The organism is Tepidibacter sp. (assembly GCF_025210165.1).
Classification (GTDB): domain Bacteria; phylum Bacillota; class Clostridia; order Peptostreptococcales; family Peptostreptococcaceae; genus Tepidibacter_A.
Genome location: NZ_JAOASI010000049.1, coordinates 1 through 25112 on the forward strand (window position 1 = coordinate 1; position 25112 = coordinate 25112).

The 25112-nt window shown below is 26.4% G+C and carries 25 protein-coding genes and 1 pseudogene; 23 read left to right on the top strand and 3 right to left on the bottom strand.

Features of this window, described 5'->3' with window-relative positions:
- A pseudogene (locus N4A48_RS08910) lies at positions 1-193 on the bottom strand (IS982 family transposase); the annotation flags it as partial.
- A 348-nt stretch (positions 194-541) separates the two neighbouring features.
- Between N4A48_RS08910 and N4A48_RS08915 the strand changes: the two are divergent.
- The 11 genes from N4A48_RS08915 to N4A48_RS08965 all read left to right on the top strand — a co-directional run bounded on the left by N4A48_RS08915 (position 542) and on the right by N4A48_RS08965 (position 9077).
- Positions 542-970 carry a flavodoxin gene (locus N4A48_RS08915; RefSeq protein WP_293665552.1) on the top strand — a complete coding sequence of 143 codons (429 nt, stop codon included), beginning with the start codon at positions 542-544 and terminating at the stop codon, positions 968-970.
- A gap of 329 nt (positions 971-1299) precedes the next feature.
- Positions 1300-1692 carry a transcriptional repressor gene (locus N4A48_RS08920; protein WP_293665553.1) on the top strand — a complete coding sequence of 131 codons (393 nt, stop codon included), beginning with the start codon at positions 1300-1302 and terminating at the stop codon, positions 1690-1692.
- A gap of 205 nt (positions 1693-1897) precedes the next feature.
- Entirely contained in the window at positions 1898-2182 is a 285-nt protein-coding gene (locus N4A48_RS08925; protein WP_330665088.1) for a FeoA family protein, read from the top strand.
- A gap of 79 nt (positions 2183-2261) precedes the next feature.
- Positions 2262-4256 carry a ferrous iron transporter B gene (gene feoB / locus N4A48_RS08930; protein ID WP_293665555.1) on the top strand — a complete coding sequence of 665 codons (1995 nt, stop codon included), beginning with the start codon at positions 2262-2264 and terminating at the stop codon, positions 4254-4256.
- 18 nt (positions 4257-4274) lie between these two features.
- Positions 4275-4442: a FeoB-associated Cys-rich membrane protein gene (locus N4A48_RS08935; RefSeq protein ID WP_293665556.1), complete on the top strand. Its 168-nt coding sequence runs from the start codon at positions 4275-4277 to the stop codon at positions 4440-4442.
- A gap of 183 nt (positions 4443-4625) precedes the next feature.
- Positions 4626-5198: an HMA2 domain-containing protein gene (locus tag N4A48_RS08940; protein WP_293665557.1), complete on the top strand. Its 573-nt coding sequence runs from the start codon at positions 4626-4628 to the stop codon at positions 5196-5198.
- Complete coding sequence (locus N4A48_RS08945; RefSeq protein ID WP_293665558.1) at positions 5199-5579, top strand: HMA2 domain-containing protein; 381 nt, start codon at positions 5199-5201, stop codon at positions 5577-5579.
- Between the two features lie 17 nt (positions 5580-5596).
- Positions 5597-7804: a heavy metal translocating P-type ATPase gene (locus N4A48_RS08950; RefSeq protein ID WP_330665089.1), complete on the top strand. Its 2208-nt coding sequence runs from the start codon at positions 5597-5599 to the stop codon at positions 7802-7804.
- 2 nt (positions 7805-7806) lie between these two features.
- The gene (locus N4A48_RS08955; protein ID WP_293665559.1) at positions 7807-8607 is read left to right on the top strand and encodes a hypothetical protein; all 801 of its coding nucleotides are present in this window, start codon (positions 7807-7809) and stop codon (positions 8605-8607) included.
- A 21-nt stretch (positions 8608-8628) separates the two neighbouring features.
- Complete coding sequence (locus tag N4A48_RS08960; RefSeq protein ID WP_293665560.1) at positions 8629-8880, top strand: hypothetical protein; 252 nt, start codon at positions 8629-8631, stop codon at positions 8878-8880.
- Between the two features lie 101 nt (positions 8881-8981).
- Positions 8982-9077 carry a DUF5685 family protein gene (locus N4A48_RS08965; RefSeq protein ID WP_330665090.1) on the top strand — a complete coding sequence of 32 codons (96 nt, stop codon included), beginning with the start codon at positions 8982-8984 and terminating at the stop codon, positions 9075-9077.
- A 128-nt stretch (positions 9078-9205) separates the two neighbouring features.
- On the opposite strand, the gene N4A48_RS08970 is transcribed toward N4A48_RS08965, so the two are convergent.
- Positions 9206-9931 (bottom strand): HAD family hydrolase, encoded by a 726-nt coding sequence (locus N4A48_RS08970; RefSeq protein WP_293665561.1) that lies wholly within the window; start codon positions 9929-9931, stop codon positions 9206-9208.
- Positions 9932-10137: 206 nt separating this feature from the next.
- Here N4A48_RS08970 and N4A48_RS08975 point away from each other — a divergent pair, with 206 nt between their 5' ends.
- Both N4A48_RS08975 and N4A48_RS08980 read left to right on the top strand, forming a co-directional pair.
- Entirely contained in the window at positions 10138-11214 is a 1077-nt protein-coding gene (locus N4A48_RS08975; protein WP_293665562.1) for a hypothetical protein, read from the top strand.
- A gap of 85 nt (positions 11215-11299) precedes the next feature.
- A complete protein-coding gene (locus tag N4A48_RS08980; protein ID WP_293665563.1) occupies positions 11300-12247 on the top strand; it encodes a calcium/sodium antiporter in 948 nt (315 codons plus the stop codon).
- Between the two features lie 47 nt (positions 12248-12294).
- On the opposite strand, the gene N4A48_RS08985 is transcribed toward N4A48_RS08980, so the two are convergent.
- Entirely contained in the window at positions 12295-12657 is a 363-nt protein-coding gene (locus N4A48_RS08985) for a hypothetical protein (protein ID WP_293665564.1), read from the bottom strand.
- 179 nt (positions 12658-12836) lie between these two features.
- Between N4A48_RS08985 and N4A48_RS08990 the strand changes: the two genes are divergently transcribed.
- From N4A48_RS08990 to N4A48_RS09035, 10 genes are all read left to right on the top strand, one after another.
- Entirely contained in the window at positions 12837-14165 is a 1329-nt protein-coding gene (locus tag N4A48_RS08990) for a DUF6612 family protein (RefSeq protein ID WP_293665566.1), read from the top strand.
- 362 nt (positions 14166-14527) lie between these two features.
- Positions 14528-15256 carry a hypothetical protein gene (locus tag N4A48_RS08995; RefSeq protein WP_293665567.1) on the top strand — a complete coding sequence of 243 codons (729 nt, stop codon included), beginning with the start codon at positions 14528-14530 and terminating at the stop codon, positions 15254-15256.
- A 35-nt stretch (positions 15257-15291) separates the two neighbouring features.
- Positions 15292-15429, top strand: a complete 138-nt coding sequence (locus N4A48_RS09000) for a CLI_3235 family bacteriocin precursor (RefSeq protein ID WP_293665568.1) — start codon at positions 15292-15294, stop codon at positions 15427-15429.
- A gap of 105 nt (positions 15430-15534) precedes the next feature.
- Positions 15535-16959, top strand: a complete 1425-nt coding sequence (ccpM, locus tag N4A48_RS09005) for a Cys-rich peptide radical SAM maturase CcpM (protein ID WP_293665569.1) — start codon at positions 15535-15537, stop codon at positions 16957-16959.
- A 52-nt stretch (positions 16960-17011) separates the two neighbouring features.
- Positions 17012-18121 carry a TIGR04066 family peptide maturation system protein gene (locus tag N4A48_RS09010; protein WP_293665570.1) on the top strand — a complete coding sequence of 370 codons (1110 nt, stop codon included), beginning with the start codon at positions 17012-17014 and terminating at the stop codon, positions 18119-18121.
- Positions 18122-18171: 50 nt separating this feature from the next.
- A complete protein-coding gene (locus N4A48_RS09015) occupies positions 18172-18453 on the top strand; it encodes a hypothetical protein (RefSeq protein ID WP_293665571.1) in 282 nt (93 codons plus the stop codon).
- Between the two features lie 4 nt (positions 18454-18457).
- The gene (locus tag N4A48_RS09020) at positions 18458-19942 is read left to right on the top strand and encodes a S8 family serine peptidase (RefSeq protein WP_293665572.1); all 1485 of its coding nucleotides are present in this window, start codon (positions 18458-18460) and stop codon (positions 19940-19942) included.
- A 52-nt stretch (positions 19943-19994) separates the two neighbouring features.
- Entirely contained in the window at positions 19995-21737 is a 1743-nt protein-coding gene (locus N4A48_RS09025; protein ID WP_293665573.1) for an ABC transporter ATP-binding protein, read from the top strand.
- Between the two features lie 1226 nt (positions 21738-22963).
- A complete protein-coding gene (locus N4A48_RS09030; RefSeq protein WP_293665574.1) occupies positions 22964-23353 on the top strand; it encodes a hypothetical protein in 390 nt (129 codons plus the stop codon).
- A gap of 185 nt (positions 23354-23538) precedes the next feature.
- On the top strand, positions 23539-24717 hold the full coding sequence (locus N4A48_RS09035) for a hypothetical protein (protein WP_293665575.1): 1179 nt from the start codon (positions 23539-23541) through the stop codon (positions 24715-24717).
- Positions 24718-25112 lie beyond the last annotated feature (395 nt).

Below are 25112 nucleotides of genomic sequence, written 5' to 3' on the forward strand. Positions count from 1 at the left end.
TATTGTTAGCAATTCTCCAATGATGCTTATAGTATTCACTATCTGAAAGTTTACTATCTTTAATATTTCGTCTATTTTTAATTGATATAGGTGTAGTTTCATTGTATATGTCATCAATTATTACAAAAACAGTTGTAAATAAATCGGTTAAATTTTCGATATTTTGGATAGAATAGTTATTAAGCTCCAACATATTGAAAGCCTCCTTTAATAAAAGTTTTTTTGATTAACTTCAGGTTTTCATATTTGTTGGAGTTTTATTATTTGAAAAATTTAACTAGCATAACGGGTTAAATTATAAGAAGAAATGAATAAATTTAAACTTTAAATTAACCAAAGTGCATTTAAAAGTAGCTACTTAAATTTCGTACAAATGAGATTTGGGTAGTTACTTTTTTCATTTTATGCTTTATATACCTAAAATTCTGTTGATAAGTGGATAAATGATGTTGATAATTATTTTTAAACAAACTCTTTACAAAATTTAGATATGTGCTATAATTGATAATGATAATACATATCAATTAAAGGAGGTATATTTATGAAAAAAATATCTATCGTTTATTGGAGTGGAACAGGAAATACAGAGGTTATGGCACAAGCTGTATCAAAAGGTGCACAAGATAATTGTGAAGTAAAACTTGTAACAGTAGAAGAAGCTACTAAAGAAGATATTTTAAACGCTGATGCAGTAGCTATAGGTTGCCCATCTATGGGAGCTGAGGAACTTGAGCCTGAGTATATGGAACCATTCATAGCTTCTTTTGAAAATATAGATTTAAACAATAAGCCTATGATTTTATTCGGATCTTACGATTGGGGAGATGGAGAATGGATGAGAGAATGGGATGAAAGAATGAAAAAATATGGAGCTAATATACTAGAAGAGGGATTAATAGCTCATTTAACTCCAGAAGGTGAAGATTTAAGTAAGTGTGAAGAAATAGGAAAGAAACTAGCAAATGCTTAATTGTCACTAAATTACTAAAAAATAATTTCAATTCAAAATGGTGGTTATAAAAATAATGCTACTGCATTAAATCTTTTTATAACCATCATTTTTTACTCTATAGGAAATTATAACATATTTGTTTTTGAATAACATTGATTAAAGAACTATACTTTCAACTATTTTTAAGCAACAGAGTCGTAAGACTTATTGGCGACATGAGTTACCGCGTTAGCGAGTAGACGAATTTTGTGTTTACAAGAAAAAGAAAATATGATAGATTTATTGATAATAATAATCATTGTATGGTTGTAATAATTATTATTATGAATGGAAAGGGGGGTATATAATTGATTCAGATAAATCTATCTAAAAACAAATCAATGATATACAGTGTTTTTAAAGAAAATCCTAATTTGGAATTAGACATAAATGACATATTAAAATTTATAAATAAAGATAAAACAATTATAAGCAAAAGAACAGTATATAGATCTATAGATAAGCTTATAGATATGGGTAAAATATACTGTAGTTCTGTACACGATAGAAAAAGAAAGTTTAAACTTAGTGATATAAACTATTGCGAGGTTATATGCAATGAATGTCATGATTTTAAAAAAATAAAGATAGCAGATAAAAATAAATTTAAAAAATATACAATAGGAGATAAATCATTTGATATAACGGGTGGATACATTAAATTTTATGGAACTTGTAGTAAGTGTTTGGATAAAATATAGAAAAAGATATTGACAATCACTATCGGTAGAGATATACTTTATAATTGTAATGATAATTAAAATCAAATGAAGAAAAAGAATAATTGATATTAAAAGTTATTATAAAATATAACTTTTGAAAGTGAATAGATAATTCGTTCAATAGTAAAATATTAAAAAAATAGTTTTAGCCATTGAAAAGAGAAATATGTGGGGGGGGATATATATGGCTGGTACTTTAGTAAGTGGAATGATGAATGAAGCTTATAGGTTTGAAAGGACAAGTGATTATTCAATGAAAAATCTATCTAAGGCAGAAGTGGATGTAGAATACATAGTTAAAGAAATTAAGACTGATGATGAAGAAATGAAGAGTTTTCTATTTACATTGGGATGTTATGAAGGTGAGAAAGTGACAGTAATATCCGTATTGGCTGAAAACTATGTTATATCAGTAAAAGATGCAAGGTATAGCATCGATGTGGAATTGGCAGAAGCTATAATTATATAGAATTGTATAATTTTTAGGTTGCAGATAACATTGATGAAGAACTAGGTTTGCAACTAAACAAATTTTTAGGAGGGGAATTATGAAAATAGCACTAACAGGTAATCCTAACAGTGGTAAAACAACATTGTTTAACGCTATAACAGGTAAGATTGAACATGTTGGTAACTGGGCTGGTGTTACTGTTGATAAAAAAGAAGGTAGTATCAAAAAAAATCTAAACAAAACTGGTGTAGAGATTACAGCAGTCGATTTACCAGGTGCATATTCAATGTCACCATTTACATCTGAGGAATCTATTACTAGAGACTTTGTTAAGAATGAAAATCCAGACGTAATTATAAATATTGTTGATGCAACAAATTTAAGCAGAAGTTTATTCTTCACAACACAACTTATGGAATTGGGTATTCCAGTAGTTGTAGCTCTTAATAAGAGTGATTTGAACGACAAAAAAGAAACTGTAATCAATATGGATGAACTAAGCAAAGCATTAGGGTGTCCAGTTATCAAAACTGTAGCAACAAAATCAAGTAGTAATGGTTTAGAGGAGTTAATTTCTAAAGTTGCAGAAGTTAAAGGTAAAGCTCAAAAAGTTACATATTATAGTAAGGGAGTAGACCTTACAAATGCTGAAGCGGTGAAAGCTTCAGATAAAAATCGTTATGAGTTTGTTAAGGGAATTGTAGCTAAAGTTGAAGATCGTAAGGTTATTAGTAATCGTCAAACGAATCAAGATGCTGCTGATAGAATATTGGCTCACAAGTGGTTTGGAATTCCAATCTTCGCATTAGTTATGTGGGCGGTATTCTCAATTTCACAAACACATTTAGGTCCACTATTAGCTGACACACTTGTTGGTTGGATTGATGGAGTATATGCATGGGCAGAAGGTGCTATGGGAGAAGGCGTATCTCCAATTCTAAAATCACTTCTTTTAGATGGTATTATTGGTGGAGTAGGTGCAGTAGTAGGATTCTTACCTCTTATAATGGTATTATTCTTCTTATTAGCATTACTTGAAGATTGTGGTTATATGGCACGTGTTGCTGTAGTTATGGATAGATTCTTTAAGCGTGTAGGATTATCAGGTAAGTCAATCATTCCTATGGTTATAGGTACTGGATGTGCTATTCCTGGAGTCATGGCAACTAGAACAATAAAAAATGAAAGACAAAGAAGAACAACTGCAATGCTAGCTCCATTTATGCCTTGTGGTGCTAAGCTTCCAGTTATAGCATTATTTGCAGGTGTATTCTTTAATGATGCATCATGGGTTGGTACATTAATGTACTTTATGGGTATTGCAATAATTATTATAGGAGCACTAATAGTAGTAAAAATAACTGGTGAAAAAAATAAAAGATCATTCTTCATAATGGAATTACCAGAATATAGATTCCCAAGCATTAAAAGAGCTACAATTTCAATGTTTTCTAGAGGAAAAGCATTTATTATAAAAGCTGGTACTATTATACTTCTTTGTAACGCAGCTGTACAAATTATGCAAACATTCAACTGGCAGTTCCAAGCTGTTGCAGAAGGAGCTGAAGGTACAAGCATATTAGCAAGTATTTCATCACCATTTGCTATATTACTAGTTCCACTTGGATTTGGTGTATGGCAGCTTGCAGCAGCAGCTATTACAGGATTTATAGCAAAAGAAAATGTTGTTGGTACATTAGCTGTAGTATATTCTATTACAAACTTTATTGATACTGAAGAATTAGCACTTGTATCAGGTGGATCAGATGTTGCAAGCATTATGGGATTAACTTCTGTAGCTGCACTTTCATACCTTATGTTTAACCTGTTCACACCACCTTGTTTTGCAGCAATTGGTGCTATGAACTCTGAGATGGAAGATAAAAAATGGCTTTGGGGTGGTATTGCATTCCAATTCGGAATGGGTTATGTAGTAGCATTTTTTACTTACCAAATTGGTACGTTGATTACAACAGGTTCTTTAGGTACTGGTTTTATCCCTGGACTTATTGCTGTAGCAGTAATGATTGGATATGTTGTAGTTCTTATGAAAAAAGGTGAAGAAAAGGCTAAGCTAAAAAATTTAGCTTAAGCGAATAGGAGAAAAATTATGGCAAATATAATTGTTGGAATAGTGATACTGTTAATTATTACTTTATCTATTACGAAAGTTATTATAGAAAAAAGAAAAGGTGTCAAATGCATTGGTTGTCCGCATTCTGGATCTAATAAAAAGAAAAGCAATTGTAGTTGCAATATAACGAAACTAGATAAATAACACAAAAGACTGAGTGGAATACTACTCAGTCTTTTGTGTTATATGAAATTTAATATATTACCATAAAAGAAAATAAATATCAATTGAGAAGTTATGACAAAAGATAAAGAAAATTAATAATAGATGAAAAAATGACAAAAATATGTTAATATATACATATAAAACTAAAAAGTAGGTGTGAATATGTCTTATATATGGGGAACTATTATTTATAGTGCTATTGGAATGATTTTTGTAGATAAGAATAAGAAAAATAATATAATGAACAAAATTCCAAGCTTCAAAGGAATCTTAGAAGTAAGACATTGCATATCTGGTAGAATAAGGATATATATTCCAATATTAAAGAACAATGAAGAAATTAAATCTATAATAATAGAGCAACTTAGTAAAATAAAGGTTATAACTAATATTGAGATAAATACCATAACAGGTACAGTTCTTTTAAATTATGATAATGAAAAAATAGATCCTATGATTATAATTGGGGTTATGATAAAAATATTAAACTTAGAACAAGAAATAGAAAAAAAGCCTAAATCAAAAGTTGAAAAAGAGATGATAGAACTTAGAACTAGTGTGAATAGAGCAGTATATGAAAAAACCCAAGGAATAATAGATGGAAGAACTGCTTTAGGTTTGAGTCTATTTTTATTTGGTATATATAGACTAAGAAAAAATACTAATATAATACCTAGTGGAATGACGCTTATGTGGTGGGTATATTCTGAGTTTTTTAAAGGAGGAGTTAATTAAATGTTTGACATAGTTTCTTTTGCAGCTATTCATCTTAAAAAATTCAAAGTGATACATAAATTACCAGGAAGACTTAGAATTAAGGTTCCTAATATGAATAAAGTTAATAAAGATGTAGTTTCATATGAAAAATATCTTACAGAAGCAATTAATATATTACCAGGTATAAAAGATGTTAATTACAACTATATAAGTGGTAATATTCTTTTAACCTATGATACTAAAGTTACTTGTGAAAAGCAGGTTTTAGTATGGTTAGACAAAATATGGGAAATAAGCATTAAAAATAGGAAGTTCATAGAAGAAAATGCTGCTAATAATATGGATTATGTAGCAGATAACATTAGATATCAGCTAAAAAAAGAAGCAGATAATATATAAAAAAAGAAGGTGGTATTTTGATAAAAAAGAAAAATAAAAGAAAGCCTTTATTAAAGTGTGAGGTCATACATAGCATTGATGGAAGAATAAGACTTGGCTGTAGAGCCTTTAAATATCTATTTGAACAAAAGGAAGAAATAGAGAAAAAAATTCAAAATATAAAATCTATAAAATCTGCAAAAATAAGTGTAGTAACTAAAAATATACTTATATATTATGGTGGAGACTCTATAAATCAAGAAGAGATAATAGGGATAGTAGAGGATACAATATCATTATATTCTATGATTGCATATAAAGGGGAAAGAGAAGACAAAACTAAGGTTTCAGTTAAAGAAAGAAGTATTCAAGAAGAGCCTGTTGAGGATATATTAAAGAGGATAGTTTCAACTACAGCTGTTATAGGATATTCTTTATTTAACAGAAAAAATAAAGTTATATCAAAGGGAATACTTGGTAAATTTACTACAATTCCTGCTATTGCCTCTATTGGTCTGTCGCTACCTATTATAAAAAGTGGTATTTCATCTTTAAGAAATTCTTATAGACCAAATGCAGATGCCCTAACAGCAACATCTATTATAACCAGTATATTAGCAGGTAAAGATTCATCAGCCCTTACTATAATACTACTTTCAGATATAGCTGAACTTTTAACATCTTATACTATGTCTAAAACCAGGAATTCAATAAAAGATATGCTTTCTTTAAATGAAGAATTTGTTTGGTTACAGCTTGATGATAAAACAGTAAAGAAAGTACAAATATCAAGTATAAAGAAGGATGATTTGGTAGTAGTGCATACTGGAGAAAAAATATGTGTAGATGGTGAGGTTATATCAGGAGAGGCTGTTGTAGACCAAGCAGCAGTTACAGGTGAATTTATGCCAGCTATAAAAAGAAAAGAAGAAAAGGTATTTGCCGGAACTGTTGTCAAAAATGGTACAATAACTATTAAAACTGAAAAAGCAGGTGATGATACAGCAGTAGCTAGAATTATTCATCTAGTAGAGGAAGCTTCTCATAGAAAAGCCTCTATTCAGGCATATGCTGATAATTTTTCAGCATATTTAATACCATTTAATTTTATATTAGCGGGTATTACATATATGGTTACAAAGAGTTCCTCAAGAGCTCTTAATATGATGATTATAGATTATTCTTGTGGAGTTAGATTATCGACAGCTACAGCCTTTTCTGCTGCTATAAATACAGCTGTTAGAAATGGAATACTTATAAAAGGTGGAAATTACATAGAGAGATTAGCCGAATCTGATACCTTAATACTAGATAAGACAGGAACATTAACTGAAGGAAAACCACAAGTACTTAGTATTATACCTGCAAATAAAGATATATCAGAAAAGGAAGTTATTGAAATAGCAGCTGCTGCTGAGGAAACATCAAACCATCCTATGGCAATAGCAGTTCTTTCAAAACTTAGACAATCGGATTGGGATATTCCAGTTCATGGTAAGAATAAGGTACATATAGCTAGAGGTATAGAGACTACTATAGGTGAAGATAAAATATATGCAGGTAGTAAAGTATTTATGCTAGATAATGATGTAGATATATCTATTCTAGAGGATGAGGTTAAGACATTAATATCTAATGGTGAAGGTATAATATATGTAGCTAGAAATAATCAATTAGTAGGGATTCTTGGAATTCAAGACAAATTAAGAGATAATATGAAAAAAGCTATAAATAAATTAAGGTATCAAGGGATAGATGACATAGCTCTTTTAACAGGAGATTTAAAAGAACAAGCTGAGATAGTTGCCAATAAAATGGCTGTTGATAGATATGAGGCACAGCTGCTTCCAGAGGATAAGGCAAAACAAGTACTTAGTATACAATCAAAAGGCTCTAAGGTAATAATGGTTGGAGATGGAATAAATGATGCTCCTGCACTAGCATATTCAGATGTAGGTGTTGCAATAGGAGGAGGTATGACAGACGTTGCTATGGAGGCTTCTGATGTTACTATACAGTCAGACAATCCTATGCTACTTCCTGGTATTGTAGATATGTCTAATAAGACTATGAATATTGTAAAGCAAAATTTCGGAATGGCAATAGGAATAAATACAATAGGATTATTATTAGGTGCAGTTGGTACACTTCCGGTATTTTGGGGAGCTGTTCTTCATAATTCAAGCACTATATTAGTTATTGCAAATTCCCTTAGATTGCTTGTATATGATGTAGAGAAAAGGTAGGTGTGAACATGGTAAATCCATCTATTGTTATACTTCATAAGATGTATAATAGAGTAAGAGTAAAAATATCATTACCTATTAGAAATGAAGAAGATGTGAAAAATATGATTATGAGTACACAAGGAATAAATTCCTTTGAGTATTCGCCTATAACTAAGAGTATATTGGTTTATTTTGATCATTCAAAAATTGAAGTAGAAGAGGTTCTTATAAAGATTACAATTGCTTTTTCTAAAGAATATGGATTAATACCTATAGATATAATAAGTAAGCATCCTACAAGAGATATGCCTAAAATGGCTTTTTATGCAGCTATATCTATTGCAGCTGCATCTACTTCACTTACAATGAAATATAATAAAAATGTTCAAGAATTACTTAATTGGATTGCAGTTGGAAGTACTACAGGAGCAGTTATGGATCATGCTTGGATGGAAATAAAGAAAAAGGGTGCATTTGACCCAGAGGTTGTATCTGTTATGTACCTCATAAACTCTGTATTTAAAGGAAATTTTATAAATTCATCAGCACTCACATGGCTTACTACATTTGGAAGACATATTGTAAGTCCTACTTATGATAAAATAAGATTTAAAGTGTATGAAGTTAGAAATAAGGAATCAAGTGATATAGAGTATGATGTAGAAATAATAGAAAATGAGGATATAGATAGTGCAGTTGATTTTTTTAAGACATTCGCATCTAAATGTATACAAAGAAATGATAATTCATTTAGAAATAGAAGGATGTATAGCGAAGGAATACTAAATTGTGAATATGCAAAATGCATAAAAAATTATTAAATATAAAGGGGAGAATTGAATATGATATCAGTTAATAAGGACCATATAACAGGTGCATTAGTAGGTGTAGGGGTTTGTGCAGTTGGATACTATGCTTACAAAAAAAATCAATGTAAAGTAGATGATTTTTTAAGAAATCAAGGAATAAATATTTCATCATCTAATACTAAAAACTATGCTTCTATGTCTATAGAAGAATTAGTAGAAACAAAAGAATTATTAGAAGATTTTATAGCAGAAAAAGAGGTACAACCTTTATCGCCTACATTATAATTTAAAATTAAGAAAAACTCGTGCTAAGGTACGAGTTTTTTGTATATAAGCTACTTTGAGTGTATAATAATATTTAAATATAAAAATAGGTAGGTATATAAATGTTTGGATACATTAGAATAAATAAAATAGAACTTAAAATAAGAGAATACTACGAGTATAGAGGTTATTACTGTAGTCTTTGGAAGTATCTTTAATATAACTAAAGATTACGCCTAATGAATATACTTATATTATATAAATTAATACTAAAAAACTGTCTATAGAAATATTGTCGTATTTGTGGTATTTTTATAGACAGTTTTGATTGCTCACATAAAATCTATTATATAGATACACTAACACTAGGGTCTAGGTTATATATTACATCTTTTCTCTCAACTATTATTTTGGCAGTTTTAGATAAATAGGAATCATTTTGGATCTTACATAAAAGTTCTTTGGCTGGATTTATGGCTATAGGATTTCCTACCTTTGTTAGCATTGAAAAGTCTCCATTTGTATCTCCATAAGCATAAGATTTTGATAAATCTAGGTTATACTTGTGAACAAAATCATCTATAGCTTTATTTTTACTATCTGAATCCCACATTGGAATAACATCTCCGGTAAATTTGTTATCTTTAAATATATATCCACTGCCTATACAGTCTACAACATTGTACTTGTTAGCCATTTTTTCAACTAAAAAATCTGGACTACCTGATATAAATATTACTATATGACCTTCGTTTAAATGCCATTTTATCCTCGAACGAGTATATCTATAAACTCTTTCAGCTTTAAGGCTTATAACTTGATTACTTGTAAATTCTATGTCTTTTTTATTAAGACCTTTTATAGAAGAAATATATATTGTTGCAAGTTCAAGCAAGTAATCATCGTAATTTCCTTGCCTTTTATCCCAATCTAAAAATGTTTGTTTAGCATGAGAGTGCCATACAGAAGGATCTACTAAATCGTATTTTATAAGTTTCTTAAAATGTTCAACCATTAAAGAGTCTCTATATAACGTACCATCAATATCGAAAAAAGCTGCTGTTTTTTTCATTAAATCACCACCTTAAGAATAATTCTATATAAATTATCAATTGATTAATTTTAACTTCTGAATTAAGTTTCACTTTATAAATATTATATACATTATTATGCAGAATTCAACAATATTTATTAGTAATTTGAGAATATTAAAGTAATATATAATTAAAATTAATACTTAAAATATAATATGTAAATAATATATAGGAAGGTGAGTAAATGAAATTTTTATTTGCAAAGGTTACTAATTCAAGGCTTATGGGAACTTTAGGGCTTAGAATTGCTTTAAAGACTGATAATTATAGATTAGATCAATATTTTTTACTTGATGCTGAGAAAGTTGGGATAGCAGACTATGTATCTATAAAAAATGGTAATAATAGATATTTATATGAAGAAGAAGAAAGGCTAATGGGAGGACTAGGAGCAGATAGAATATATATAAATGAGAAAGAAGCTATGTATCTTATAAATCATTTTGGCAATAAAAATTTAAGGTACAAAAAAGAGCTACCAGGATGTAAAGATGAGTATATAGATATAATAAAAAATAAAGTAGATAATGTAGATTATGAAAAATTATTTTCAAAAATATCCAAAACAATAGAAACTCCCATAGAATTTATAAACTATATGACTATGAGAATAATGGGAAGTGACTATGAGGCGTTAAACTTTTATTCAAATTATTACATTGAAGATATCAATATAACTGATAATGAAGCTATACTTCTTAAAAATAAGGTGTTATCTATAAACAACAATAGATATATATCTGAGTTTATATTTGAAGATGACATATACTATAAATCTAAAATTGGATTTAATATATCTTATTCAAAAGGATATTATAAAATAGAGTCTATAATTTATATTGATAAAGAAGAAGTTGATTTTAATATTGTTTCAAATGAATTAAGAAAAACAGAATATATAAGTGTTTATAATATAGAAAATATATTTTATGAAAAATTTATATATGATAATCCTGGGTTTATGAAAAGTGAATTTGAATATGGTGTATTATTGACTGAGTTTAAATCGAATAACAATCATGTAAATGATTATGTATATTATATAAGTGGCGATATAAATACTATATACTATATAAGTGATACACAACTTGTAGTTGCGACTTATGATTATAATATAGAGATTAAAGTGGGAAAAATATTAGAAGATAAGTATAAAGAGTATATAAATTTAACTAGTAAATATGAATTTGAAAAATCTTTGATATATGAATTTGCACAAATGGGATATGGTAATTTTTATGATTTTATGAAAATACTATAATTTTCAAATTAAGTTGTGTTTTATATGTATATATTATAGTATATGTATATTAAATATTGTATATAAATGAGAGGGATGATTAGGTTTGGATTATCTTGTATTAATAATAGGGTTTTCATTTTTGATAAAGGGAGCAGATTTGTTTGTAGAGGGGTCTTCATCAATAGCTAAAACGTTTAAAATACCTCCGATACTTATAGGTCTTACTATAGTTGCCTTTGGAACTAGTGCTCCAGAAGCTGCTGTTAGTATTAATGCAGCTATTAAAGGATCGAATGAGATAGCACTTGGAAATGTTGTAGGATCTAATTTGTTTAATTTTTTATTGGTTATAGGGATATCATCTATAATAAATCCTATGAAGGTTCAAAAATCTACTATATTAAAAGAATTTCCATTTGCGATATTAACTAGTATTGTGTTATTCATTTTATGTGCAGATGTGAGTCTTCAAGGATCAGAAATTGATGTTATATCTAGGGCTGATGGATTAATACTTCTTTCTTTGTTTTTAGTATTTTTATACTATCTTATAGAGATGGCTATAATGTCAAGAGATGATTATAAGGATGATGGTCAAAAGTCACCTTTAGGAAAAAGTATATTTATGAGTATTATAGGAGTTGCGGGAATTATTTATGGTTCCGAGTGGGTAGTTAATGCAAGTTCATCTATTGCAATAGATCTTGGAATGAGTAAGAATTTAGTTGGGCTAACTATTGTTGCTGTAGGAACTTCGCTTCCAGAGCTTGTAACATCTATTGTAGCAGCGTTTAAGAATGAAAGTGATATAGCTATGGGAAATGTTTTGGGATCTAATTTATTTAATGTTCTTCTTGTTTTAGGTATATCATCATCTATAAGACCTATACCAATAAATCCAGCTATATTTGTAGATATGATATTTTTACTAATAGTTACTATAATAACATATGTATTTGCCGTAACTAAAAAAAAGGTATTCAGATTAGAAGGAGTATTTCTTGTATGCCTATATATAGGATATATGAGTTATATAATAATTAGAAATTAAGATAATAATAAAAGGAGCTACCTTTTTAAGATAGCTCCTTTTATTATTTATTCATCATCATCTTCACAATAGTCCATATCCATCATAGGATTCATACCATGCATTGATTGCATACCTGGCATACCCATCATACCGTGCATTGATTGCATGCCTGGCATACCCATCATATTATGCATTGCATTCATTGGGTAAACATATGCTACATAACCCATAGGAGATTGCATATTCATATCTTCCATACCCATTGTACCATCCATAGGATTCATAGGTTGCATACTCATCATAGGGTTCATACAGTACATACCCATCATAGGATTCATGGAATACATTCCCATCATAGGATTATACATATTCATATCCATTTCCATATCGTCATCATATTTTTTATGACATTTTCTATAATCATACATAAAGTAAGACCTCCTGATAAAAAAATTTTATTCCTCCCTATATATATATTTAAGTAATATAAAAATTGTTACAAAAATAAATGCTCAATATAGGAATAAATCTAGTATGAAAATAATATAAAATATGGTAATATAAATATATTCCAAATGTGGAATAGATTATAAAGGAGGGGTTTGAGTTGAAAATTTTAAAATTTGTATTTGCTTTAGTAATGTCTATTTTGATGTCTTTTACAACAGTTTCAATGGCTCAAGAAAATGAGAGTATAAGCAGAATAGAATTATCAAAAAACATAATAAATTCGTTTGAAATTAAATTATTAGAAGATGGAAAATCTTCTTTTACTGATGTTAAGGAGGAAGATTCAAAATATGTAGCTACTATAGTAGAGAAAAAAATAGCATCAGGATATGGAGATACTTTTAAGCCTGATAAAGCTGTTACTAATGAAGAAGCAATGACGATGATAGTAAGAGCAATGGGTGAAGAGAAGTTTGCTCAAAGAATGGATATTCAAGGAATAGAAAAAGGATCAGATTGGGCTAAACCTTATATTGCTTATGGTATAGACAAGAAAATAATAGAAAAAAGTTTTGATCCAAGTGGAGTTTTAACTAAAGAAAACTGTGATAGTATGATTAAAAATGTAGTTGAGTACTACAATAAAGAGTTAAAAAGAGATGGACTAACAGTATATGATATGTTAAATAAGGTTAGTCAAAATGTTATTGAGAAAAAGACCTACAAGGTTACAACTAATATTGATACTACAAGTACTGCAAAATCGGAAGAAGCAGAGGATACAGTTATTAATATGAAGAAGGTTCAAGAAATCCAATTTGAAGCACCAGAAACTATATATACAAAAGATACTACTACTATGAAAAATCCAGAAACAGATGAAGATATGAATATAACTTCAGAGGTTTATATGAAGGATAGAATAATGTATATTAGGGCTGATGGACAAGAAAAATGGACTAAGATGGATATGAATCCTATGATGAATGAATTACAATCTGTTATGGGAGGTAGTATGAATAATACTACACTTACTAAAGAACAATTAGACTTATTTGGTATGTATGCTAAGTATGAAGCAGATGAGAAAATAGAAGATAAGGATTATTATGTTGTATCTGTAGATATAGATAATGAATCATTTAAAGAAATAATTAAAATGATAGCTGCTAATGTTAAAGAAGCAGAAAATAAAGATAAAAAAGATATAGATGAGTTTATAGATGAATCTAATAATCAAGAAATGGTAAAGCAAATGATAGATTCTTTAATCGAAAATATGGAAATGAATATGAAGTGTAAATATTATATAGATAAAGAAACTAAGTTGTATGGTAAAATGAATTTGGAAATGGAAATGAATATGAATTTTATGGGAATGAATAATGAAACTAAGGCTACAGCTGAATCAAAGTACTATGATTTTGGGGAAGAGTTAAAGTTTCCTGAAATAAGTGAAGATGATGTGGAAAGTATGGATTTATAAAATTGAACAGATTAATGAAAAATGGTGCTATTTCTGTAAGCATCATTTTTTATTAAAAAGAAGAAATTAAAATAGTATATAAAAAGAGAATTTAGAGTCATATAATGGGATATTAAGTAAAATAATCATTTTATTTACATATATATATTTTCTATAGAGGAAAACTTTGCTATAATGAATTTGTCGAGAAATTAATATCGAAGTATACATAAAAATGAACTTTTTACATACATGTCTTATTGATGTTAATTTAAAAATAAATTTAAATTAGTAATTTGTTTATAGTGATTTATGTACTATAAATGAACATGAATATATAAATTTTATTTATTTATATTTTATATTAAATAGGAGGAATAAAAATGATGATTAATAGCAATGTCAATTTAATGAATAATAGACAGACATATACAAATGTAAAAGTCCAATTAAAAAATAGCAATTCTAACAAAGTAAATAATAAAAATGTTAATATGCAAAATAAAGCTTTTGATAAAGAAATAGAAAATTTAAGAAAACATATAGAAAATATTAATAAAGATAAGAATATGGATATCGGTAAAAAGAATAAATTAATTAAAGACCTACAAAATCAAATAGAAGAAATAGAGCAATTAAAAAGAATGTCTGAAAAAGAAAATTTAAAATCCGCTTTAAAGCAACCTGACGATATAAAAAAACATAAAGATACTAATATAACTAAAAATGAAGATGGTGATACATTAGAGTTAAATCAAGCTTTCGATGATATGATGAAATTGGACAATACTCTAAAACAATCAAAAAAAATAAAGTCTATACAAGTAAACATGCAAGGAGAAAGTAGAATATTAAAATCTGAAATAAAAATAGACAAAAGTAGAGGTGTGGATACGTCTGCAAAAGAAAATAGACTTAGCAAAGTAGAAGAAAATATACAAAAATTAAAAAAAGATATGGGAAAAAACAACAAAAAGATTAATGATGAAATATTATCAAGTTCCAAAGAAGAAAATGATAAACTAAAAATTGAAAAAGAAGAATTACATAAAATTGATAAAAAAAAGTATAATAAAGTTCTTCAATATCAGAATATAGACATTAAGTATTGATTATATTTTGTAAGCTTTATTGAAAGGAGGTGAATATGATGAAAATCAAAAAGTTAGGAAAAAAAGTTCAAAAAAACAAAAAGTCTTTACAAGCTTATTGGGGTAATTGTGATTGCTATTGCTCATCAAACTTGTACAATAGTTACCGTATGAGAAACGGTACAGGATATTAAATTTACATACAGTACAGTATATTAAATTTAGTAGAATGATTAAAATAAACCTATCTATCATAAAGATAGGTTTATTTTAAGTCTACTTAATAAGGAGGGAATTTTTTGGAACAAAATATTAATATAAAGCAGATTCCGTATATACATAAATTTAAAACTCCGTATAATTATTATATATATGATGTAAATACAAATTCCATTATAAAAATTAATAAAGAATTATATGAATTTGATTTTGAAAAACATGATGAAAAATTTTTGTCTGACAATTCAAAACAATTACTACATGATTTCAAAGAATTGAATTTATTGTCGGCAAATAAAATAAGTGCTATTGAACATCCAGAAAGCGAATTTTTACATAGTATGCTTGATAGAAAAGTTAATGCAATAACACTTCAGGTTACTCAACAATGTAATTTAAGATGTAGTTATTGTGTATATTCTGGAAATTACAATACAAGAAGCCATCAAAATTTAAAAATGGATATTGATATAGCAAAGAGAAGTATTGACTTTTTAATAGCTCATTCTATCGATTCTCCACTTCTAAGTATAGGATTTTATGGAGGAGAGCCTTTATTAGAATTTGAATTGATTAAAGAGTGCATGATTTATGCATCTTCTTGCTCACGTGGTAAAGAGATATCATATAATATAACAACAAATGGAACATTACTAACTAAAGAAATTATTGACTTTTTTATACAATATGATGTTAATATAACTGTAAGTTTAGATGGAGATAAAGATTCTCATGATAAAAATAGAATCTTCTCAAAAAGTGGAAAAGGTTCTTTTGATGTAATAAAAAGAAATCTTATTTATATAAAAAATACATATCCAGATTTTTATGAAAAAATCACATTTAATATTGTATTAGATCCAACTAATGATTTTGAAGTAATAGATGACTTTTTTAATAAAGATGAAATGGTCAAAGATTCAATAATAAATGCTGATTTTATAAATGAAAATTATGCTATAAAAAAATTCCAAAGAAATGAAAAGTTTTTTATAATGAGAAATTATGAAATATTTAAGATGTATTTGATAAAATTGAATATTTTAGATAAAGGCAGTATATCAAATTTAATAAGTGATGAATTAGAAATTATAAAAAATTCAATTGCGAATAGATATATGGAGGAAAAACTACCTGAAAAATGTCATCATGGAGGACCGTGTATACCAGGAGTACAGAAATTATTTGTAAATGTTAAAGGTGATTTTTATCCATGTGAAAGGGTAAGTGAAAAATCAGAAGTGATGAAAATAGGAAATATAAAAGATGGATTTTATATTAATAAAGCTAGAAAAATTTTAAATGTTGGAAAAATTACTGAAAAAACATGTAGAAATTGTTGGGCTTTTAGATTTTGTGGTTTATGCTGTGCTTATGCCGACAATATAAATGATCTATCAGCATCTATAAAATTAAAAAATTGTGATTCAGTAAAAAGATTTGTAGAAAAAAATTTAAAATGTTATGCTATGCTCAAAGAATTTAATTATGATTTTGAAAATTAATACTCAAATAATATGAAAAATGAATTATCAAAAAAGAATGGGTGAGTTAAAAATGAAGAAGTTAGCTATTTATCCTTTTGATATAGAATCTATTCAGATTGCAAAATATAAAGAGATGTTACCTAATTATGAAATAGTAGCAGCAGTATCTCCTCCAGGATGGGGGTTAAATAATAGAGATATATCGTATACAGATTTAAGTGAGCCTATAGGCATTAGCGTGCAAAATAACCTCAATGATATTATTAAAGATATAGATGGAGTAATTTTTGTAGATAGTTTTAATGATATTGATTTTTATGAAGATATATATTCTAATATGAAAATATGTGCATATAACAATAAAATTATAGTTGATTGCATTAGACGAAAAGATAACGAAAAAAAAATGATTAAAGAATTTTTATATAATGAAAGTAAAAATTATATAAATTATAATGAAGAATATGAGCATTTGAATGATTTATCTTTGAGAGAAATAGAAGAGATAAATGTACCAGTGATATTCGTCTGTGGCCTAGACGAAGAAACTAATAAATTTGATATTCAAATGAATATAAGAAAATTTATTATTGATAATCAATATAGGGTTTCACAAATAGGGACTAAAACATATAGCGATATTTTTGGATTTCATAGATTTCCAGATTTTATGTACTATACACATTTATCTGAGGTAGATAAAATACTTAGATTTAATCAATATATTAAAGACATTGAAAAAAACGAAAATCCAGATGTTATTATAATTGGAATTCCAGAAGGAATTAATCCTGCTTCGGAAATATTTAATAATCAGTTTGGAATACTATGCTATGAAGTTTCTAAAGCAGTAAATCCTGATTTTGCTATAATTAGTTTACCATATTTTGATTATGATTTAAATTTTTTTAATGAAATTCAAAATATATCTTTTTATAAATATGGTTTTATGTTTGACTATTTTAATATATCAAATGCTAGATTTGATTATGTAAATTCTAAGCAATTTAATAAAAGAATGTATACAAGAGTAGAAAAAGAAAAGGTTAATAAAATAGTTGATAGATTGAGACAAAAAAATATACCAGTTATGAATATATTTGAAAAAAAATATATAAATTCAATCAATGAAGAAATTATAAGGTCATTAACTAGCAATACTAATATATCTATTATTTAATAAAGTAGAATATTTTATAGACTGAATAATTGATATTAGGAGATGGTAGTGTGTATAATTTAGAAAATAAAACTTTATTTAAAATAAATAAAATTTTTAAAGAATTATTTGATTTAGAAATAAATGAAGATAATTATAATGAAAATTTATTGAGTTCAAATATGGGATTAGATCCTATAGACTTAGTCTACTTTTATAATGAGTTAACAAAAACATTTGATGAAGAAATTCTTAAAGAAGCAATTTTATCTGGAAAATTTAAAACCATAAATAATATAGTTATAGAATTAGAAAAAGTTATAGAATTAGAAAAATCTTGTATGGAAAACTAAAAAAATGAACAGGAAAATAAATATTGCAATAATAGATGATGGTATAAATGAAAAAATATTTTGTACTGATATAAATAAAAAAATTGAAATACGAGATAGATTAGTATATGAAGACAATAATTTATATGGACATACTATTACACATGGAACTCTATGTGCTGGAGTTATAAATAAGTATAGTGATAATATTAATATAAATAGTATAAAAATATTAAATGATAATAGAGGAGATATAAATAGCCTAGTAGAAGCATTAGAATGGTGTATAAATAATGATATTAGAGTTGTTAACATTAGTTTAGGAACGTATTATTTAGTAGATGAAGTTATTTTAAAATATATAATTAATAAATGTTATAGAAAAAATGTAATTATAGTTGCTGCAAGCGATAATCATGATTATTTAACCTTTCCAGCCTCTTTTGGCAATGTTATTGGTGTAAAAGGAAAATCTAGCAATTTATTAAGAAAGAATAAATATAGTTTTTTCTATAATTTAATTGATGGAATTGACATTCTGGCTTATTCAACTCATGAATTAATAGATTTAAAAAATAGAAGAATTATATGCCCAGATTTTAATAGCTTTGCAGTGCCATATATTACAGCTTTAGTAGCCAATATATTATATAAAGAAACACATCTTACTTTTAATCAAATTAAAAATAAACTATTTCTAAATTCAGTAAAAAATATAGATAAAATAGAAAATATTATAAGATATAAAACCCCGAATTGTATGGAAAATGTATTAATATACTATGTTGATTGTAAAAAAAATACAAATTCAATATACCCATTTAATGCTATCTCAGAACAATATATAAGCAATATAGAAGAGTTATTTAATGATATTAAAAAAAACTATTATAATATAGACACTATAATAATTATAGCACAATTTATAAAAAAATATGACTTGAAAAATATTTATATAGAATGTAAGAGATATAATATCAATCTTGTTATTATAAGTAAGTACATAAAATTCAATAATTTGAATAATGAAGACATACATGTTTGGTGTAATGAACATATAAAACACATAATAAATAATTTAATATATAAAGAATCAGCATATGATAATTATATTCCATCTGTATGCATTTATGTAGATGATAGTCTAGATTTAATTGACATATGTTTAAAAATCAAAGAAAAATTTATGGAGAATGGATATAATGCTCTACTAGCTTCAGACATATTAGAATCGGAAATATATTCAATTGATTATTTGCCTATAGATGATGATGTTTCAAAAAAAAATATAGAAAAGTACATTCAAACTCTTAGTTATAAGAAGAATTCAGATATTGTTTTTTATTGTACTTATCAAAAAGAAAGCTTGATTACACAAGATATAACTATTAAATTAAATTGTAAAAATGATTCTTTATTTGTAAATATAAATGAAATTGAAAAGCCTATTGAAGGTATATTAGATTTTATAGAATATATTTATAAATATATTTTTGATAACTTTAGTTGAAATAAAAACATTTAAATTTATTAGATTGACATAAAGTATTGGGGATGAAATTTTGAATGATAAAAAAACCTTAAGAAGATTTATTAAAATACTATTTAAGAAAAATAAATTTATTTCATTTATAGCATTTATTATTATGTTATTAGTGTCTACTCTGAATCTATTAATACCTCAATTAACGAAAAATATATTAGATGACGCTATAAAATTTAGTAAAATTAATTTATTAATCAAACTTATAATAATATATGCTTCTATAAGTATATTATTACCTTTGCTTGATATAATATTACAGTATATATATTCAAAAATGAAAAAAAAGGTAGGTATCAGTTTAAAAATAAAAATATTGAAACATTTATCTAAATTATCTGGTGATTATTATACTAATATTAAGACGGGTAATATATTGAGTATAATAGAGCAAGATACTTATATTATAGAAAATTTTGGAGCAGACATAGTATTTTCTTTAATAGTAGATATGTTTACCGCTATAATTGCTTTGTTTTTTTTATTAAAGATGCAATTTGATTTATTATTATTAGTTATTGGGATTCAATTATTACTAATAGTTAGTCAATCAAAGTTTACTAAAATAATAGCAATAAAAACTGAAGAAATTAGAAATTATGCAGGGACTATATCAAATATAGTTCAAGAATATGTTTCTAATATAATGAATATTGTAATATCTAAATCTATTTTTAGATTTTTTGAAAATTATATAAGAGAAGAAAAAAATCTTATAAAGAAATGTATTAAACTTGATGTTATTATTTCTAGTAATATTGGAATAGCTAATATGTTAAGGAATCTGATAAGAATATCTATATATGGTTATGGTGGATTTAAGATAATAAATAAACAAATGACTATAGGTGAACTGATAGCATATCAGCAATATACGGATATGCTGATATACCCATCTATAAGAATAATAAGATCAAATACTACAATGCAGCAATCACTTGCATCTATAAAGCGTATATTTAGTATATTAGATGAGCCTATAACTATAAGTCAAAACAATAAAGGAAATAGATGTCTAAATGATTTTACTGGAAATATACAGTTTAATAAAGTTGATTTTTCTTATGAACAAAATATTAAAACTATAGATAATATAGATATGCAATTTCAAAAAGGACAAGTAACAGCATTAGTTGGTTCTAGTGGGTGTGGAAAATCTACTATAGCTAATCTGTTATTTAGACTATGGGATATTGATAGAGGGAATATATATATAGATAATATACCTTTGGAAAACTACAATCTAAGAAGTATAAGAAGTAATATATCTCTTGTTACTCAAGATGTACTATTATTTGATGATTCAATATTAAATAATTTAACATTGGGCAATAAAAGTATAGATATAAAAGAAGTAGAATGTGTATGTGAAAAAGTGAATATTTATGATTTTATATGTAGTTTACCAAATAAATTCGATACAATAGTTGGAGAAAAAGGAGTAAAGTTATCAGGAGGTCAAAAGCAAAGAATTTATATTGCAAGAGCACTTTTAAGTAATTCTAAGATAATAATATTAGATGAATCCACATCAGCATTAGATAATCTGTCACAAAAAGATATATTAGAAAATATAAGACAATATTTGAAAAATAGAACTACTATAATAATAGCACATAGATTATCAACTATAAAAAGTGCAGATATTATATATGTACTTAACGATGGAAAAGTTATGGAAAAAGGAAATCATGAGGAGTTAATTAGAAAACGAAAGTATTATTATAGCCTATTAAATGAAGAAAAACATACTAAAATATGATTTACCAAACGAATTTTAAATTATATAACGGATTATAAATTGCGATTTATGGACTAAATATTTAAATATCTAATATATAAAACTAGAAATAATTTAAAGAATATTAAGTAAAGGGGTGATTCCTCCAAAATATGAATAGGTTACATAGTAAAGCAACATAAAAAAGCTAGTTCTTAAAAAAAAATTTAAGGATTAGCTTTTTCATGTTGCTTATTATAAGGATTATTTTTTGTATGGGGTTATCAAAAAGTTATTGAAATCATTTTCCTTTTGCTTTGTTATTTTAAGTTTACTTGAAATACGGATGCATCAAATAGGTCAAGATTCAAAAAGTATTATTTTGATATGGCTCAATCCAATTTTGAATTATATATATCATTCAGATATAGGTTGTAACTTGATGAATTCTGGGATGCAGATTAAATGTAAGACTATTATAAGGGCGATTTCTATTTATTTGTATTTTGGTTGCGTGTTATCTTTCCTTACTTTACGGACTAATATTTGACAGTGTAAAGTTTTCGATAAAACGTATTTGTAATTATATGTAAGGAAATATATAGATTATTGTTAAAATAAGATGTAGAAAAAGAAAATTTCAGAAAATTCTGCAAAAAAACATTGAATTTTCAGAAAATTATGATACAATAATATTAACAAATACCTAAAGAATAGGAGATGATTCCACCAAAGATGTTAGCTTGAATTATAAGACAATAAAATTATAGAAAGGGTGATTAAGACAAGATATATAAAACTAGAAATGATTAAAGAATATTAAGTAAAGGGGTGAGTCCACCAAAACATGAATAGGTTACATAGGAGAGCAACATGAAAAAGCTAGTTCTTAAAAATTAATTTAAGGATTAGCTTTTTTATGTTGCTTATTATAATGACTATTTTTTGTATGTGGGTTATCAAAAACTACCTATAAAAATACCGTGAATGCAATTGATGATGTCCTACAAAAAAGTGTCAACAATCCAATAAGAAAAACAATTTTAATCAAACCATATTTCTATATCTTTCTGTTGTCTGTTTAAAACATAGTTTATTAAAATATATGAAAATTTAGATTTGAGATATAAAAATGGTAATTATGTAAAAATGTGTTTTAAATATTGATTTTTTAGTGAATCTTATTTATAATTAATTCTTGTATTTGGAAATTATTTATTAATTACTGAATAGAAAAACAACCGCAAAAAACAAGGGGGGATTTTATTATGAAATTAAACAAAAATTTAATGGCACTAGCAATAGGAGTAATGACTTTAGCATCAACAGCGGCACCATCTTTTGCTTATTCTAAAGATTCTACATCATATAAAAGTGTAGGAGATACTCAGTGTAAGCTTGTTCTTACGTGTACTAAAACAACATGTAATACAAAAGTTGTTTGTGAAGATAGTGTAGAACATATTGAAGTTCATACAAAAGCTTGGGGAGATGGAAAAACTGCTACTTCTTCAACTGCAACTGCAAGTTATAAATCTTCATGCTCTGATAATAGAGATCCTGCAAGATTATCAGGGGGAACTGAGGTTGAAGGTGCACGTGGTTGGGCTGAAGTAAAAGATGGAGGAGATACAATTAGATTAGAAAAACAAAATTAAAAATAATAAAAACTAATATAAATCTATGAATTATTAAAAAACTGCCTTTTTAGGCAGTTTTTTAATAATTCATAGATTTAATGTATATTTTTTATATTGTATGTCCTGTTTTTCATCTAGAACGTTAAAGATTACAAATTTTATTTATTCAAAAACTTAGATTTACTTTAGAAAGGGGAAATAAAATGAAATTTAACAAAATATATGTTATTGCTTTGTTAGCATCTTTAATGCTTATTGGAGCTTGCTCAAATAATACACTAAAATCTGGAGGTTTATATTCTACTCATTTGGATAAATCTCGTTTTTCAAAAATAATTATATATGATAAACAGTTATATGCGTGTTATAGTGAAGGTTCAATAAAAAATATAAATCAAGTAAAAGTAAAAAAATATGACGATAATGAAAATAAATGGATAAACGTAGATAACGGTTGTTTAAATTATAACACTTCAAAACATGCAACAGATATAAGACCTATAGTACACAATGATGAACTATATATTTTTTGGAGTGAACAAATAGAAAATAATAAATTTGAAATCAAAGTTAAAAAATATAATAAGAATAGTAATACATGGATAAATATTAATAATAGTAGTATAGGATATGGTACAGAACCACGTACTCTAACATATAACAATGAATTATATGTTTTTTGGAGTGAAAAAATAGAAAAAAGTTTAACTAAAATAAAAGCTAAAAAATACGACGAAAACAACAATGAGTGGATGAATATCGATGATAGTTATACAGAATATGGCTGGAATCAACAACCTATAGTATATAACAATGAATTATATGTTTTTTGGAGCGAAAAAACAAAAAAAGGTTTAACTGAAATAAAAGCAAAGAAAACTGATAAAAGTAATAATATGTGGATAGATATAGACAGTTCGATTTTGAATGATGGTTCTTATAAAAGACATTATGTAAAGGATTTATTAATTTTCAATAATGAATTATATATTATTTCTATGTGTACATCTAAAAATGATGTATTTGAAATACAAATATATAAATTCAGTAAAAATAGTGATACTTTAGTAAAAATAGGAGATAAACCTTTAAATTATGATAAAAATAAAGATGCTAATTATTCTAAGGCTCTAATATATAATAATGATCTGTATGTTTTCTGGAGTGAAGAAACAGAAAAAAATTCAAGTAAAATAAAAGCTAAAAAATATGATGAAAACAAGAATAAGTGGATAACTATAGACACTACTTGTTTAAACAATCCTAAAGCAATACGTGAAGTATTAACGGATATAATTATTTACAATAATAAAGTATATGCTTGTATTGATGAAGAAAATGAAAAAAATCAATTTAGTTCAAAAATAAAAATATATCATTAACCCCAAAAATGCAATAGAATTTTGAAGAAATAAAGGGAAATTAATATATAATATAGAATTTAAGCAAGTAGATTTAAAACCTAGCCTTAAACGGTTAGGTTTTTTTAAAGGGAGGATTTTAATTGAAGAAAATACTAATTGCAGGGACTAGTAGTGGTGTTGGAAAGACTACTGTTTCAATGGGTAACAAAACTGTTACTACAAATTTAAACAAAACTATACAAATATGTATAGAAGTATAGATTTATAACAGAATACCCTGCGTATCGTGCAAGCGGTGCGTACTCGGTGTTAATTGCTTTTAACTCCTAAAGCCTTGCAACCAAATCGGAATTGGAAACGATAAACGCAATGGTGCGAAAGCAGAAAAAATAGCAAGGATGGCATAAGCTGAA